Annotated in this window: 18 protein-coding genes; 11 read left to right on the forward strand and 7 right to left on the reverse strand. The window is 65.0% G+C overall.

The window, feature by feature from the left end:
- Window positions 1–52 precede the first annotated feature (52 nt).
- The 4 genes from SD196_RS08170 to SD196_RS08185 all read right to left on the reverse strand — a co-directional run bounded on the left by SD196_RS08170 (window position 53) and on the right by SD196_RS08185 (window position 3,433).
- Window positions 53–865, reverse strand: coding sequence for a VacJ family lipoprotein (locus SD196_RS08170; RefSeq protein ID WP_416311252.1), 813 nt, complete (start codon window positions 863–865; stop codon window positions 53–55).
- Between the two features lie 3 nt (window positions 866–868).
- Window positions 869–2,218: a serine/threonine protein kinase gene (locus SD196_RS08175; protein ID WP_275608093.1), complete on the reverse strand. Its 1,350-nt coding sequence runs from the start codon at window positions 2,216–2,218 to the stop codon at window positions 869–871.
- 86 nt (window positions 2,219–2,304) lie between these two features.
- Window positions 2,305–2,790 carry a GNAT family N-acetyltransferase gene (locus SD196_RS08180; protein ID WP_275608092.1) on the reverse strand — a complete coding sequence of 162 codons (486 nt, stop codon included), beginning with the start codon at window positions 2,788–2,790 and terminating at the stop codon, window positions 2,305–2,307.
- A gap of 76 nt (window positions 2,791–2,866) precedes the next feature.
- Window positions 2,867–3,433 carry a hypothetical protein gene (locus SD196_RS08185; RefSeq protein ID WP_416311253.1) on the reverse strand — a complete coding sequence of 189 codons (567 nt, stop codon included), beginning with the start codon at window positions 3,431–3,433 and terminating at the stop codon, window positions 2,867–2,869.
- 102 nt (window positions 3,434–3,535) lie between these two features.
- On the opposite strand from SD196_RS08185, the gene SD196_RS08190 reads away from it, so the two are divergent.
- Window positions 3,536–3,901 carry a hypothetical protein gene (locus tag SD196_RS08190; RefSeq protein ID WP_416311254.1) on the forward strand — a complete coding sequence of 122 codons (366 nt, stop codon included), beginning with the start codon at window positions 3,536–3,538 and terminating at the stop codon, window positions 3,899–3,901.
- A gap of 1 nt (window position 3,902) precedes the next feature.
- On the opposite strand, the gene SD196_RS08195 is transcribed toward SD196_RS08190, so the two are convergent.
- Window positions 3,903–5,486, reverse strand: a complete 1,584-nt coding sequence (locus tag SD196_RS08195; protein WP_343573889.1) for a glycosyl hydrolase family 17 protein — start codon at window positions 5,484–5,486, stop codon at window positions 3,903–3,905.
- A gap of 74 nt (window positions 5,487–5,560) precedes the next feature.
- Window positions 5,561–5,782 carry a DUF2061 domain-containing protein gene (locus SD196_RS08200; protein ID WP_331317078.1) on the reverse strand — a complete coding sequence of 74 codons (222 nt, stop codon included), beginning with the start codon at window positions 5,780–5,782 and terminating at the stop codon, window positions 5,561–5,563.
- A gap of 281 nt (window positions 5,783–6,063) precedes the next feature.
- Between SD196_RS08200 and SD196_RS08205 the strand changes: the two genes are divergently transcribed.
- The 10 genes from SD196_RS08205 (at window position 6,064) to SD196_RS08250 (ending at window position 14,415) form a co-directional block, all read left to right on the forward strand.
- Window positions 6,064–6,918, forward strand: coding sequence for a glycine betaine ABC transporter substrate-binding protein (locus tag SD196_RS08205; RefSeq protein WP_275608087.1), 855 nt, complete (start codon window positions 6,064–6,066; stop codon window positions 6,916–6,918).
- A 223-nt stretch (window positions 6,919–7,141) separates the two neighbouring features.
- Window positions 7,142–7,453 (forward strand): DUF485 domain-containing protein, encoded by a 312-nt coding sequence (locus SD196_RS08210; protein ID WP_275608086.1) that lies wholly within the window; start codon window positions 7,142–7,144, stop codon window positions 7,451–7,453.
- The gene (locus SD196_RS08215) at window positions 7,450–9,120 is read left to right on the forward strand and encodes a cation acetate symporter (protein ID WP_275608085.1); all 1,671 of its coding nucleotides are present in this window, start codon (window positions 7,450–7,452) and stop codon (window positions 9,118–9,120) included. The genes SD196_RS08210 and SD196_RS08215 overlap by 4 nt, the downstream gene beginning before the upstream one ends.
- Before the next feature lie 74 nt (window positions 9,121–9,194).
- Complete coding sequence (locus tag SD196_RS08220; protein WP_275608084.1) at window positions 9,195–10,985, forward strand: DUF294 nucleotidyltransferase-like domain-containing protein; 1,791 nt, start codon at window positions 9,195–9,197, stop codon at window positions 10,983–10,985.
- Window positions 10,982–11,608: a 3'-5' exonuclease gene (locus SD196_RS08225; protein WP_275608083.1), complete on the forward strand. Its 627-nt coding sequence runs from the start codon at window positions 10,982–10,984 to the stop codon at window positions 11,606–11,608. The genes SD196_RS08220 and SD196_RS08225 overlap by 4 nt, the downstream gene beginning before the upstream one ends.
- Window positions 11,609–11,731: 123 nt before the next feature.
- The gene (locus tag SD196_RS08230) at window positions 11,732–11,890 is read left to right on the forward strand and encodes a DUF3309 family protein (RefSeq protein ID WP_275608082.1); all 159 of its coding nucleotides are present in this window, start codon (window positions 11,732–11,734) and stop codon (window positions 11,888–11,890) included.
- A 129-nt stretch (window positions 11,891–12,019) separates the two neighbouring features.
- Window positions 12,020–12,319 (forward strand): hypothetical protein, encoded by a 300-nt coding sequence (locus SD196_RS08235; protein ID WP_275608081.1) that lies wholly within the window; start codon window positions 12,020–12,022, stop codon window positions 12,317–12,319.
- A gap of 140 nt (window positions 12,320–12,459) precedes the next feature.
- Window positions 12,460–13,272 carry an SDR family oxidoreductase gene (locus SD196_RS08240; RefSeq protein ID WP_275608080.1) on the forward strand — a complete coding sequence of 271 codons (813 nt, stop codon included), beginning with the start codon at window positions 12,460–12,462 and terminating at the stop codon, window positions 13,270–13,272.
- Between the two features lie 354 nt (window positions 13,273–13,626).
- On the forward strand, window positions 13,627–14,052 hold the full coding sequence (locus SD196_RS08245) for a hypothetical protein (RefSeq protein WP_015478190.1): 426 nt from the start codon (window positions 13,627–13,629) through the stop codon (window positions 14,050–14,052).
- 33 nt (window positions 14,053–14,085) lie between these two features.
- Complete coding sequence (locus tag SD196_RS08250; protein ID WP_275608079.1) at window positions 14,086–14,415, forward strand: YnfA family protein; 330 nt, start codon at window positions 14,086–14,088, stop codon at window positions 14,413–14,415.
- 454 nt (window positions 14,416–14,869) lie between these two features.
- On the opposite strand, the gene SD196_RS08255 is transcribed toward SD196_RS08250, so the two are convergent.
- On the reverse strand, window positions 14,870–15,100 hold the full coding sequence (locus tag SD196_RS08255; RefSeq protein WP_275608078.1) for a YheU family protein: 231 nt from the start codon (window positions 15,098–15,100) through the stop codon (window positions 14,870–14,872).
- Between the last annotated feature and the right edge of the window lie 56 nt (window positions 15,101–15,156).

Below are 15,156 nucleotides of genomic sequence, written 5' to 3' on the forward strand. Positions count from 1 at the left end.
ATAGATTCATTGGTCGAAAAAGAAGCCGCCGCGAAAGGGCGGCGGCTTCGGGTCACTCCTGGATCTGCAGCTTGCGCGCTTCGCTGTAGACGTAGCGCAGCTTTTCGTACTCGAACGGGGAGTTGGTCTGGCCGTAGCGGAAGCTGTTGCTGTAGCGCTTGTCGATGACTTCCAGCACCGGCAGTTCCCAGTACTCGCTGTCGAGACTGGAGACATTGAGGTAGTTCACCTCGCGGGCCGCCACGAAGTCGGTCACCAGGCCGCCGGTGTCGCGCACATTGGAGGGGCCGAGTATCGGTAGTACCAGGTAAGGGCCCGCTGGCACGCCCCAGTAGCCCAGGGTCTGGCCGAAGTCCTCGCTGACCTTTGGCAGGCCCATGGCGGTGGCCGGGTCCCACAGGCCGGCGACACCGAAGATGGTGTTGAACAGCAGCCGCGCGGTGCTGTTCGCCGCCCGTTCGGGTCTGAGCTGGCCGATGTTGTTGAGCAGCGTCGTCACTTCGCCCAGGTTGCTGAAGAAGTTGCTCACGCCGGTACGGACGAAGCGCGGGGTGACGTATTCGTAGCCGTGGACGACGGGCAGGAACACCCATTGGTCGAAGCGGTAGTTGAAGTGGTACACGCGGCGGTTCCACGACTCCCACGGGTCATAGACGTTGAGGGCGTCCAGGGTGGCGCGTTCGAATTCGCGCTGGTCCAGGCCGGGGTTGAACTTCAGCGCGTCCATCGGGTGCTTGAAGCCGTCGGCCTCGGGCTGCTCGGAGAAGCTGTCGTTGCTGCTGGGATTGGATGTCGAAGTGGTGTCAGCCTGTGCCAGGCCGCAGCACAGCGCCAGGCCGAAAATCCAGGAAGAGCGGAGTCGCATGGATCAGTTCCCTGTCTGTGCGGTTGCCAGGCCGGGGGCCTGCGCATCCTGTCCTTTGAAGAACGCCAGCATGTCCTGCGCGTTCACGCGGTAGTTGAGGTTGCCGCAGTGGCCGCCGAGCGGGTAGAGCGTCAGGCGGTCGCCAAAGGTGCGGCGCAGGAAGCCGATATCGCCCGGGCCGAGGATGACGTCGTCGGCGTTGTGCATCACGGCGACCTTCGGGCTGTCGTGCAGGTAGTCCTGCAAGGCGTAGAGGCTCACCTGCTGGATCATCTGCGGCAGGCTGTTGCCCTTGCCGTGGGCGCGCCAGACCGGGATCAGCTGGTCGGTCAGGTAGCATTCGAAGTCACATTGCATGGCGCGCTTGAAGAAGGGCTCGAGGCTTGTGCCTTCCTTGATCGGGTAGTTCGGCGGGGTGATCAGGCCACGGCGGTTGATCAGGTCGGAGGTAAAAGCCATGTCGGCGGCCGAGAAGCGGAACACTGTCCCGATCAGCATGGCCATTTCCTCGTTGGAGAGGTGCTGCCTGGACTGCTGCAGTTCGTAGACGAAGGCATCGTTGAGGTCGATGTAGCCCTTCTGCTTGAAGTAGCGCGACAGCTTGCTCAGCACCACCTGGTAGAAGGTCTTGGAGTCGTTGATGCCCTTGACCCGGGTCTGCACCATCTTGTCCAGGTTGCTTACCGAGGTGTAGAGGTTCACCGGCGGGTTGAGCAGCAGTACGCGCTTGAAGTTGAAGCTGCGGCGGGTTTCGTCGAGCTGGCTGACGAAGGCGGCGTGCAGGGCGCCGAGGCTGTAGCCGGTGAGGTAGTACTCGCTGATCGGCAGGTCCGGATGCTGGGCGCGCACGGCCTGCATCACCCGGTAGAGGTCGTCGGCATCGGTGGGGGTGTAGCCGGGCGTGGCGGACTGCGAGGCCCCGGCCATGAAGTCCCAGCTCGTCGGCGAGGAAATCTGCACCACGTGGTAGCCGGCACTGTAGAACAGGCGCTTGAGGTATTCCGGGGTGCTGCTGAAGTAGGGCGCGCCGGTGCCGGCGATGATGAACACCAGCGGCGCCTCATGGTCCTGCCGGGCCAGGCGGTAGTGCAGCTTCTTCACCGCCCAGAAGTTTTCCGGCAACTGGTGCTCGCGCTCCGGCCGCAGCTTCAGGGCGTAATCGGACTGGCTGATGTCTTCGATATCGGGCAGCTGCGGACGCAGGTCCGGTGGTGTCGTGGCGATGGTGGCCTCGAACGGGTTGGTCAGCGGATAGCCGTAGCCGGCCTCATCGACATCGCGGCTGAACGCCGGCCCGGCGAGCCCCAGGGCGAGGCAGCCGAGCAGGACGGCCGCGCGTGAAAGACAGTTCATGGTGAGGGAGTCCTTTCGGAAAGAAGCCAACTCTAGGGAGACCGGCAAGTATGACCAGCGGATTGCCTACAAGTGCTACCGCGGCCTCACGCCTTGTGGGCCAGCTCACGCAGGGCGTCGCCGGTCAGGCGGTAGACCGTCCATTCATCCTGCGGACGGGCGCCCAGGCTGCGGTAGAAGCCGATGGCGGGCTCGTTCCAGTCCAGCACGGACCATTCCAGGCGTCCGCAGCCACGCTCCACAGCCAGTCGCGCCAGTTCCGTGAGCAGCGCCTTGCCCAGTCCGGCACCGCGGGCGGCGGGGCGTACGAACAGGTCTTCCAGGTAGATGCCCGGCTGGCTGAGCCAGGTGGAATAGTTGTGGAAGAACAGCGCGAAGCCCTGCGGCTGGCCGTCCACTTCGCCGATCAGCACTTCGGCGTAAGGGCGCGGGCCGAACAGGTGGTCGTGCATGCGCTGGGCGTCGGCCTTGACCTCATGGACCAGGCGTTCGTAGTCGGCGAGTTCGGTGATCAGCTCGATGATCAGCGGGATGTCGTCGGGGACGGCAGGGCGGAGCGTGACGCGCGGCATGGGAGCTACCTTGATGAGGGGACGCCCGAGAATGCCCCGTGGCCGGCGTCCCTGGCAACTGCCCGGTGCGACGGCGCTACAGGCGCTCCAGGCTCTCCACCCAGATCAGCTCGCAGGCCCCGGCGCCAGTGTCTTCGCGCGTCAGGGAACTGACCCAGCGCCAGCCGTCGTCGCCTTCCACCCGCACCAGTTTGCCGGAGAGACGGATGCGCTCGCCCTTGTCGACCTGCGCCAGGATGCGGGCCACGCTGTCGTTGGCGGGAATCATGTGCATGTTGGCGCTGTGGGTCTCGATGTCCCGGCGCGGGATCGGCATGGTATCGGCGTGCCAGTGGTACCAGCGGTTGCCCTGGGTGATGCGGATGCCGGCGAGGACGTTCGGATCGGCCATCGGCCCCCAGCCCAGGGCGAGGTCGGTGGGGGAAAGCTCGGCCTCGCGGCCCAGGCGGTAGTCCTCGCGGCCCAGCACCACGGCTTCGAGGTTGAAGTCCTGCAGTGGATAGATCGAATAGCGCTCCATCCGGAAGCCGCCGTTGGCCAGGATGTTGCCCTGCTGTTGCGGTGCGTGGGGCCGCTCGCCGGGCCACAGCCACCAGAAGCTGATGATGACGCAGACCAGCAGGAACAGGTTCGATCGCTTCATCGCAGGCTCCGCTGCCGCAGGCAATGTGAGTAGACGCAGCGCCTCTTGCATCGGCCATTGCGCTGGTTATGCTGGGCGCCGTTTTCGCCCCGGAGAGGCGCCATGCCCCGTCGATTGCCCGTCATCCTGCTGTTGCTCGTCCTGTTGCTGTGGCTGGCCGCCAGCTATGGCGTGCGTTTCGGGCTGATGGAGGATAGCCGCTGGGTCGGGCTGTGTGCCGAGTCGGCCGGCCGCTGGGAGTGCGTTGCGCGCTCACAACTGGGCCTGCTGATTCATTTCGGCGTATTCGGCACACTGGCGCTGGGCCTGTCGGCGCTGGCTTTCCTGGTCCCTGGCCGTAGCGGCTGGTGGCTGGCGGCGCTGGGGCTGTTCGCCGCGCTGCCGGCGCTGGTGCTGTACAACGCCAGCCTCGCGGTGTTCGCCGTGGTGCTCGCCGGGCTGCGCCTGGTGCGCGCGCGGCGGCCCTGATTCAACTGGCGCTTGCCGGCACGCCGCTCGCCAGCGGCAGGGGCTGCTGCAGACCGCGCCAGAGCGCTCCGAGCAGCAGCAGGCTGACCGCCGCCCAACCCAGCGCCTGCAGGTTGCTCAGGCCTTCCAGCAGCAGTTGCGCCGGCAGGCCGAGGGCGATGAACAGGATCAGCAGCAGGCTTTCGCGGCGCGGCGCGTTCACCGGCCGGCACAGGTAGACCAGCGCCGGGAACAGCAAGGCGACGCTGGGGAAGCTGCGGTAGCGGGCGTCGAACACCAGGCCCAGCATCAGCACCGCGCCAGCGAAGCCGGCCGCCGCCAGCCAGAGTCCTGCGCGTTTCTCCAGCCAGTCGAAGGCCGTAGCGCGCCAGCCCTGGCGTGCTGACAGGGTCAGGCTGAGGTGCGCCAGCACCAGCAGGTTCAGCCCGATCAGGAGCGCCGCCCACAGCCATTCGTCCCAGGACCGGCTGGTCACCACCGCCAGCTCTGCCCACAAACCGATGCAGGCGCCACCCAGTGCGGCGCCCAGAGGCAACAACAGCGCCGCGCGGGACGAGGCTGGGCGACCGCCCAGCAGCAGGCCGCCGGCCAGGACCAGCCCTGACAGCCCCAGCCACGCAGGCCAGCCCGGCAGGTTGCTGACGGGCCCGGCGAGCACGCCTTTCTCCTCGCGGTCGGCGCTGAACAGGCCCCAATAGCCGCCCACCGCGCCTTCGCTCTGGCGCTTCCAGGGTTGGTCGAACGCCTCGATCAGGTTGTAGTGCCAGCCGCGCTCCTCGGCCATGTGCACGAAGCCGCGGATGAAGCGCGCCTCGTTGACCCGGCTGGGCAGGGCGGTTTCGCGCTGGCGGCCTTCGCTGGGCCAGCCGGTCTCGCCGATCAGGATGTCCTTGGGTGCGAATTCGCGGCCGAAGTCTTCACGTATCTTCGCCACATGGGCGAGGGCGTCGTCGATGCCGCTGGGGTTGTCTTCCCAGTAGGGCAGCAGGTGGATGGTGACGAAGTCCACCGCCGGGGCGATTTCCGGGTGGCGGTGCCAGAACTCCCAGACATCGGCGTAGGTCACCGGCTGGTGTACCTGCGACTTCACCTGGCGGATCAACCCGGCGAGGTAGGTGGCGGTGACTTCCTTGCGCAGCAGGGTCTCGTTGCCGACGATCACCGCCTGGACCACGTCCGGGTACTCGTTGGCGGCCCTGATCAGCGCGGTCACCTCACTCTGGGTATCGACCGGATTGGCGTTCACCCAGGCACCGAGCATCAGCTTCAGGCCGTGCTTGCGAGCCAGCGCGGGGATGCCCTCCAGACCGGTCATCGAGTAGGTGCGCACGCAGTTGAAGCGCGTTGCCAGCAGGGCGAGGTCGGTGTCCATCTGCTCCGGGCGCAGGACGAAGGGCTTGTCGAAGGGCGACTGGTCCTTGGCGAAGGGACTGTAGGACGCGCATTGCAGCTTGTGCGTGGGCGTCGCCGCATCGGGCAGGTTCACCGGTTTGCCCAGGCCGTACCAGAGCCCGCACAGGGCGGCCAGAGCAAACAGCAGAGCGAGGCAATAGGGGAGGAGCGGAAAGCGCGAAGACTGTGGCATGAGGGCACGCGAACCGTGGCGAGGCGCGCATCTTAGCAACGCCGCCGGCTGGCGTCAGCGCCCCCGGCGTGCACTCAGGCGTGGCGGTGCAGCCAGTTGTGCGTCGGTGCGGCGTCGCCCGGCTGGCCCTGCTCGATTCGCTTCCAGAGCTTCTCGTGGAAGTGGAAGCCCACGGCGTTGCACAGCGGCTCGACGACCGCCAGCAGCCCACCCACGGTGATGCTGCCGGTCAGGGCATAGGCCACGCTGAAGGCGATGGTGAAGTGCATCAGGGTGAAGGTGACGGTCTTGAGCATGGCGGCTTCTCCGAGTTGAGAATTGTTCTCCGTTGAGAAAAGACTATCGCGGGGGAAGCCTGGTGGGTAATCGAGCCTCTGTATGGTGGTGATAGGAGCCCTGTTGTCGTGGAGGGAATGGCGCGGTCGTGGATGGAAGGATTCTGTCGCGGATCGGATCGTTGCGTGTCGTTCTCAGAGCAGTCCCCCCGCCGCTCGCGCAGATGATGGAGGGGCGGCCAAGACCGCGAATTGCGCCGGGTTCGCCCGGACGCTCCGACAAAAAATACGGGGAGAAAACCATGCGAATGATGCGACGCCTGATGGGCCTGGGCGCAGGGCTGGTGCTGTCGGCGGCTGCGGGGCTGGCCGGTGCGGCGGCCAAGCCGGAAGTCACTCTGGGATACGTGGACGGCTGGTCGGACAGCGTGGCGACCACGCACGTGGCCGCCGAGATCATGCGCGAGAAGCTCGGCTACCAGGTCAAGCTGATGCCGGTCGCGGCCGGGATCATGTGGCAGGGCGTAGCGCGCGGCAAACTCGACGCCATGCTCTCGGCCTGGCTGCCGGTCACCCACGGCGCCTACTACGACAAGATGAAGGACAAGGTGGTCAATCTGGGCGTGAACTACCCGGGTGCGAAGATCGGCCTGATCGTGCCTGAGTACGTGAAAGCCAACAGCATCGAGGACCTCAAGGCGCAGAAGGCCGATTTCGACGGCCGTATCGTCGGCATCGACGCCGGCGCCGGGGTGATGCTCAAGACCGATCAGGCAATCAAGGACTACGGCCTGGACTACAAACTGGTGGCCAGCTCCGGCAGCGGCATGATCGCCGAGCTGACCCGCGCGGAGAACGACAAGAAAGCCGTGGCGGTGACCGGCTGGATTCCGCACTGGATGTTCGCCAAGTGGAAGCTGAAGTTCCTCGAAGATCCGAAGAAGGTCTACGGCGAGGAAGAGCACGTCGACAGCGTCGCCAACCCGGCGCTGGAGAAGAAGGCGCCGGAAGTCTGGGCCTTCCTGAAGAAATTCCAGTGGAAGGACGGCCAGGAAATCGGCGAAGTCATGCTCGCCGTGCAGAACGGCGAGAAGCCGGACGTGGCCGCCAAGAAGTGGGTGGAAGCGCATCCGGATCGCGTGAAAGAGTGGCTGTAAGCGCTTAGATCGCACCGCGCTCGATACAGGGAAATCCCTCGCGAAGCCAAGTCTTCGCGGGGGATTTTTTTATTGCGCAGCGTCTATTCCGGGCTTGTTCGCAAAAACCTCGGGAAAGCTGCGACCCCCGCTACGACTAAAGTCGTCTGGAGCGCTTGCACCGTAGTCCTAAAGTGGAGATCGACGACATCCGCGTCATCCCCGCTGTGAGGACAAGAACAAAATGAACGACAGCATCTACCAGCGGATTGATACCAATCCGCGCTTCAAAGAATTGGTGGCCAAGCGCGAGCGATTCGCCTGGCTGCTCTCCCTGGTCATGTTGGGCCTGTACGTGGTCTTCATCCTGCTGATCGCCTTCCAGCCGCAACTGCTCGGCACGAAGGTCAGCGCCGATTCGTCCGTCACCTGGGGCATTCCCATGGGCGTCGGGCTGATCCTCTCGGCCTTCGTGCTCACCGGTATCTACGTGCGCCGTGCCAACGGTGAATTCGACCGCCTGAACCAGGAAATCCTCAAGGAGGCCCAGCAATGAAAGGCCGAATCGCCGCGGCCCTCGCTCTGGCCGCCCTTGTTCCCGCCTTCTGGGCTCCCGCACTCTGGGCTGACGCCCTCACCGGCGAGGTGCAGCGCCAGCCGCTGAACGTCTCCGCCATCGTCATGTTCGTTGCCTTCGTCGGCCTGACCCTGTGCATCACCTACTGGGCTTCGAAGCGCAGCAAGTCTGCCGCCGATTTCTATACCGCCGGCGGCAGCATCACCGGTCTGCAGAACGGCCTGGCCATCGCCGGCGACTATATGTCCGCCGCGTCCTTCCTCGGCATTTCCGCGCTGGTGTTCACCTCGGGCTATGACGGCCTGATCTACTCCATCGGCTTCCTGGTCGGTTGGCCGATCATCCTCTTCCTGATCGCCGAACGCCTGCGCAACCTGGGCAAGTACACCTTCGCCGACGTGGCCTCCTACCGCCTCAAGCAGAAGGACATCCGCACCCTGTCCGCCTGCGGTTCGCTGGTGGTGGTGGCCTTCTACCTGATCGCGCAGATGGTCGGCGCCGGCAAGCTGATCGAGCTGCTGTTCGGCCTGAACTACCACGTCGCGGTGGTCCTGGTCGGCATCCTGATGGTCATGTACGTGCTGTTCGGCGGCATGCTCGCCACTACCTGGGTGCAGATCATCAAGGCCGTGCTGCTGCTCTCGGGCGCCTCCTTCATGGCGATCATGGTGCTCAAGCACGTCAACTTCGACATCAGCACCCTGTTCTCCGAAGCCATCAAGGTCCACCCGAAGGGCGAGTCGATCATGAGCCCCGGCGGCCTGGTGAAGGACCCGATCTCCGCGTTCTCCCTGGGCTTCGCCCTGATGTTCGGTACCGCCGGCCTGCCGCACATCCTGATGCGCTTCTTCACCGTCAGTGACGCCAAGGAAGCCCGCAAGAGCGTGTTCTTCGCCACCGGCTTCATCGGTTACTTCTACATCCTGACCTTCATCATCGGCTTCGGCGCGATCCTGCTGGTCAGCACCAACCCGGACTTCAAGGACGCCACCGGCGCCCTGCTGGGCGGTAACAACATGGCCGCCGTGCACCTGGCCAACGCCGTGGGCGGCAGCCTGTTCCTGGGCTTCATCTCCGCCGTGGCCTTCGCCACCATCCTCGCGGTGGTTGCCGGCCTGACCCTGGCCGGCGCCTCGGCCGTGTCCCACGACCTGTACGCCAGCGTGCTCAAGGGCGGCAAGGCCAACGAAAAAGATGAACTGCGCGTATCGAAGATCACCACCGTCTGCCTCGGTGTGGTCGCGATCATCCTTGGCATCCTGTTCGAGAAGCAGAACATCGCCTTCATGGTCGGCCTGGCCTTCTCCATCGCCGCCAGCTGCAACTTCCCGGTGCTGCTGCTCTCCATGTACTGGAAGAAGCTGACCACTCGCGGTGCCAAGATCGGCGGCTGGATGGGCCTGATCACCGCAGTGGTGCTGATGATCCTCGGCCCGACCATCTGGGTGCAGATCCTCGGCCACGAGAAGCCCATCTACCCGTTCGAATACCCGGCGCTGTTCTCCATGGCCGTGGCCTTCATCGGTATCTGGTTCTTCTCCATCACCGACAAGTCGACTGCGGCCGACGAAGAGCGCGCGCGCTTCTTCCCGCAGTTCATCCGCTCCCAGACCGGCCTGGGTGCCAGTGGCGCCGTCGCCCACTGATCGCCTGAGCTGACCTGCCGGGGCCGGGGGTGGAAACACCTCCGGCCCCGTTGCTTTGAGACGGGGACTTCCCGATGTCCGACGATTTCAATTTCGCCTCTCCGCCCTTCGACCAACTGCGCCCGCAGGAGCGCGAGCAACTACGCGATGCGTTGAGCGTGGGCTACTACACGGTCGGCGAAGTGCTGCTGGAAGCCGGTGCGCCGGTGCCTGGCCTGTTCATCCTGCTCAAGGGCGTGATCGAGGAGCGCGGCGAGGACGGCAAACTGTTCGCCCAGTATGCCGCCGAGGACCTGTTCGACGTGCGCGGGCTGTTCTCCGGCAGCAGCAAGCACCGCTACCAGGCGGTGGAGGAGAGCATCGTCTATGAGCTGCCGGCGGAGGTGTTCCATCAGCTCTGTGCCGGCAATCCGGAGTTCGCCCGCTTCTTCCGCGCCGACCTTGCGAGCAAGCGTCAGCTGGAGCGCCGCGATGGCCAGAACCTCGCCGAATTCATCCTCACCCGCATCGCCCGCGAGCATCTGCTGCCGGCCATCGAGGTGGAGCCAACGCTGCCCCTGGGCGACGCCGCGCGCCTGCAACTGAGCCGGGGCGCCGACGCGCTGCTGGTGCGCGAGAATGGCGCGCTGGGCATCGTCACCCGCACCGACCTGATGGTCGCGCACTTCCGTGATGGCCGCAGCGAGGCCGAGCCCATCGGCCCGCTGGCACACCGGCCGCTGGCCAGCGTCGAACTGGGCGACTTTCTGTTCGACGCGATGATCCTGATGACCCGCCAACGTATCGAGCGGGTGGCGGTCTGCGAGGCGGGCAGGGTGGTCGGCCTGCTGCACCTGACTCAGGTGCTCAGCCTGTTCTCCACCCATTCCCATGTGCTGGCGCTGCGTATCGCTCGCGCCGAAAGCGAGGCAGAGCTGCGCGCGGCGGCGGAAACCCTGCACACCCTGATCGCCACCCTGGCCGGCAACGGCATCCGCCTGCGCTTCATCATGCAGCTGGTCAGTGCGCTCAACGAGCAATTGCTGCAGCGTCTGTTCGAACTGCAGATTCCCCCGGCGCAGCGCGGCAAGTGCTGCCTGATGGTGATGGGCAGCGAGGGCCGTGCCGAACAGCTGCTCAAGACCGACCAGGACAACGCCCTGATTCTCGCCGACGATCTCCCGGTGGAGCAGGGCCTGCACCTGATGCAGCGATTCTCTGCGGCCTTGCTGGACTTCGGCTATCCACCCTGTCCCGGCGGCGTCATGGCCAGCCGCAGCGAGTGGTGCAAGCCGCTTGCCGAGTGGCAGCGCGAATTGCGTGAATTGCCGCTGCAGGGACGTCCGGAACAACTCATGCGCCTGTCGATCCTCGCCGATGCCTGGCCGGTGGCTGGTAACCAGCAGTTGTTCGACGGCCTGCGCGAGGGCTTGAACGCCCTGGCCGGCGATGACAGCCGCTGGCTCAGTGACCTGGCGCTGCCGGCCCTGCAATTCGACACACCGTTGACCTTCCTTGGCCAGCTCAAGACCCAGGACGCCCACCTGGATATCAAGCGCGGCGGCATCTTCCCCATCGTCCACGGCGCCCGCGCGCTGGCGCTGCGCGAAGGGCTGGAGGAGCGCGGCACCCTGGGCCGGCTCGCCGCGCTCAAGGCGCTCGGCGTGCTGGACGAATCGCTGGCGGACAACCTGGTGGAGTCCTTCGAGCTGTTCCTGCAACTGCGTCTGCGCCAGCAACTGGACGACCAGCGTGACGGCCGCGTGCAGGGGCTCGACGTTTCGCGCCTGAGCCGCCACGAGCGCGACCTGCTGCGCTACGGTTTGCATGTGGTGAAGAAGTTCAAGCAGAGCCTGATCCGGCAATTCCACCTGGAGACCCGATGAACGCCTGCGTAAGCCTTCCCGATCAGCAGTGGTCCACCTGGCGTCGGCGCCTGTACTGGTGGCGCCACGACCCGGCGGACGCCGAGGAACTGGTGTCGCTGGACCTGGAGACCACCAGCCTCGATCCGCGCAAGGCCGACATCCTCAGCATCGGCGCGGTGCGCATCAGGCGCGGCAAACTGATCCTTGGCGAGCGCCTGGAGCTGCTGGTGGAGCCGCCGCCGAGCCTGAGCGGCGAGTCCATCCGCATCCACAAGCTGCGCCGCACCGACCTTGAAGGACAGCTACCGCTGGCCGAGGCGCTGCGCCGGGTACAGGCGTTCGTCGGCGATCGGCCGTTGCTCGGCTATTACCTGTCCTTCGATGTCGCCGTGCTGCGCCGGCACTTGCGCGAGCAACTGGGCGCGCGGCTTGATAACCCGCGGGTCGAGGTTTCCGAGCTGTATCACCGTAAGATGAGCCGGCGCTTCCCCGACCTGCACCTGGACCTGCGCTTCGACACCCTGGCGCGCCACCTGGATATCCCTGTGGAGGGCCGTCACACCGCCATCGGCGATGCGCGCACCGCCGCGCTGATGTTCCTGCGCCTGCGCAAGGGGTCGCTGCCGCGCAGCCTCGGTTGAGCCGGCTGCACGCTGACCGAATCTTTGAATCTTCCGGCGAACGCCCAAGTCCCAGATTACAAGCGCTGGCCGAATGCCTCACTGCGAGCCATCGCCCCTCGTCAAGCCAAGAGGAGAGACGATATGGGACTCGGGACCATTCTGTTGATCATTCTGATACTGCTGCTGATCGGTGGCCTGCCGGTCTTCCCCCACTCACGTAGCTGGGGCTACGGCCCCTCGGGCGCCATTGGCGTGGTGCTCGTCGTCCTGCTGGTGCTTGTTCTGCTCGGACATATATGAGTTGCGTCGGATCGCCCGGTGTTCCAGGCGGTCCGCCATGTCCATGATGTAGCAGGGTGATTCATCGCACAGCCCTGATGATGATGGCGTACTAACATACCGGTCCTTTGCCGTCGTGGAGTCGAAAGGATGCCGGGTATTGTGCTGATCGCACTGGGAGCGCTGTGGTTGATCATCCAGTGTGGCGTGGGTCTGCTGCCGCTGGCAGATGCCGTTGCGCTGGACCCGGTCAGTGAGCCCGAGCGTTTCTGGCAGTTCGCCTTCCTCGGCCCTTCCATTCCCCTTGCCCTGGGGATGTTCCTGCTGCGCTACCGGGTGCAGCGATTCGCGCAGCTCAAGCACGAGAGCGTCAACTGCGCTGCCTACGTGCTGATTTGCGCCGGGGTTGCCCTGGTGCTGGGCAAACTCTGCGCCCTGCTGATCGGTTGAGCGCTTGATCCGGGGGCCTGTGGCGGCGGTTTGCCGGGGGCATTCAGCGCCCTGATGTCGCCGCCGGGCCGGCGGGCCTTGGTTACACTTTGGCTCACTGTCCCGAACAACTCCCCGAACAAGAGCAGGCAAACCTCCCTATGCAAAACCGCATCATGATCACCGGCGCCGGTTCCGGCCTCGGTCGCGAAATCGCCCTGCGCTGGGCCCGCGAGGGCTGGAAACTGGCCCTGGCTGACGTCAACGAAGCGGGCCTGGCGGAAACCCTCAAGCTGGTGCGCGAGGCCGGCGGCGACGGCTTCACCCAACGCTGCGACGTGCGTGACTACAGTCAGCTGACCCAACTGGCGCAGGCGTGCGAAGAAAAGCTCGGCGGCATCGACATCATCGTCAATAACGCCGGCGTTGCCTCGGGCGGCTTCTTCAGCGAGCTGTCGCTGGAAGACTGGGACTGGCAGATCTCGATCAACCTGATGGGCGTGGTCAAGGGCTGCAAGGCCTTCCTGCCGCTGCTGGAGCAGAGCAAGGGGCGGATCATCAACATCGCCTCCATGGCCGCGCTGATGCAGGGCCCGGCGATGAGCAACTACAACGTGGCGAAAGCCGGCGTGGTGGCGCTCTCGGAAAGCCTGCTGGCCGAGCTGAGCCTGGTGGACGTAAAGGTCCACGTGGTCTGTCCGTCGTTCTTTCAGACCAACCTGCTGGACTCCTTCCGTGGCCCGAGCCCGGACATGAAGAACCAGGTCGGCAAGCTGCTGGAAAGCTCGCCGATCAGCGCCGCCGACATCGCCGACTACATCCACCAGGAAGTGGCCCGCGACGCCTTCATGATCCTGCCCCACGAGCAGGGCCGCATGGCCTGGCAGATCAAGCAGCAGAACCCGCAGGTGATCTACGACGAGATGGCGAAGATGGCGGAGAAGATGCAGGCAAAGCGCCGCACGCCCGCTTGAGAACCTGATTACGATCTGCTGCGCGTCGGCATAACTGCATAGGTAAGCGGAGAGAAATGCTTATTGACCCTCCGCTTTCTCAGTTGTCCTCGCCTTGTTCTCGTAAAGCAGGTTCCGAACCAGTCATTTGCCCTCTTTCGGTGCAGTGAAAGACAGGGCTTGCCCAGGCCGGTGCAAAGGGTTAGCTTTAGTCACCGGCCTGCCTGGCTGAAGAACGTTGGACCCCGGTGAAAGCCCCGCACATTTCGCGGGGCTTTTGCTTTTCCGGGCTACTGCGCATCGACGCGGATTCGCGCTTTGCGTGTCGGCGGGCCTGTGTTAGAAGGCACCGGTGTCATTGAAGGAAGAACCCGCTTGCAGTCCGAATCCATCGTCTATGGTTGCATCCGCGACTGGCCCGGCGACTCGATGGAGCGCCGCCTGCGCCGCGCCGCCAACCGCAAGGTGCTCGACAGCCTGCCGATGGGGGAGGCCTGGCCGTTCCTTGGCCGCGAGATGTTCAGTCGCTGCGAAACCGAGGGTGCCGGCCTGTACCAGTCCCAGGTGATCCATTTCGGCGCCAGCTACCAGACCATCGAGTACGAGTGGAAACTCTGGGTCGAGCAGTTCGAAGCCTTGCTGCGCCGTCTCTACTGGGCCAGCGCGGTGGTTCACCTGGAAACCGAAGTCAACGGCAGCCACACCTTCCGCTGGGAGTCCGAGAACGGCTTCCACAGCCCGCGCGAAGGCGAACTGAAAGTGCGCTGCGCCTGGGAACGCGAGGGCGGCCTGCGCGGCTGACCGGCAGGTTTCCCGTCACGGAAAGAGCCTCCCATGATCAATTACCTCTGGTTCGTCCTCGCGGCCTTCTGCGAGATTGGCGGCTGTTATGCCTTCTACCTCTGGCTGCGCCTGGACAAGAGCGCCCTGTGGATAATTCCCGGTCTGCTCAGCCTGACGGTGTTCGCCCTGCTGCTCACCCGCGTCGAGGCCAGTTACGCCGGGCGTGCCTATGCCGCGTACGGTGGCATCTACGTTGCCGCGTCGCTGTTCTGGCTGGCTTTCGTGGAGAAGAGCCGCCCGCTGTGGAGCGACTGGGTGGGCGTGGCGCTCTGCGTGATTGGCGCCAGCGTGGTGCTGTTCGGGCCCCGGTTCGCGCCCTGATTGGGGCCAACACCTGTAGGAGCGAGCTTGCTCGCGAACAGAATTACCCGGCCCCAATTGTGCTGGGCGGTTCGCGAGCAAGCTCGCTCCTACGAAAAGCGGTTTCCAGAGAAACATCCGCGCGCACCGGATGCAGGGGCAAGACCTTGGGTTACTTTCTGTGGGGCCGCCATCCGTAGTTTGAGAAAGTGACTCGCCCGAGGGGGCGAAACAAAATCTCTCAGCGGACACCGAAGCGGTGCAGGAACACCCAACCGAAAGCATCGCGGACAAGGTCCGCTCCTACGAGACCGCGCGAGTGCCGGCCCCGTAACGTAGGGCGTATAACGTTCGACGTTATACGCCGATTGACCTTGGTTTCAGATCACTCCGGACCTGGCCTCGGAGTCGACGCCAAACAGGGGTGTCACGGCGTACAACCGCGAACGGTTGTACGCCCTACGGTGGGGACCCGTTATTCCTCCAGCCACTCCTTCGGCACTTCGCTTTTCAGCATCAGCTGGCACTGCTGGCTTTCCGGATCGAAGACGATCACCGCCTCGCCGCGCTTGAGGGCATGCCGTGCGCGCTCCACGCGCACGTCCAGCGGCGTGTCGTCGCCGTTGTCGGTGCCTTCGCGGGTGACGAAGTCTTCCAGCAGGTTGTTCAGGGTGTCGGCTTCGATCAGGTCAAAGGGAATCAGCATGGCAGGGTACTCGCAATCGCAGCGCGGGATTGTAGTCCCGCGCTGCGGCGAGTGCA

This window comes from Pseudomonas macauensis (assembly GCF_047902425.1).
Classification (GTDB): Bacteria; Pseudomonadota; Gammaproteobacteria; order Pseudomonadales; family Pseudomonadaceae; genus Pseudomonas.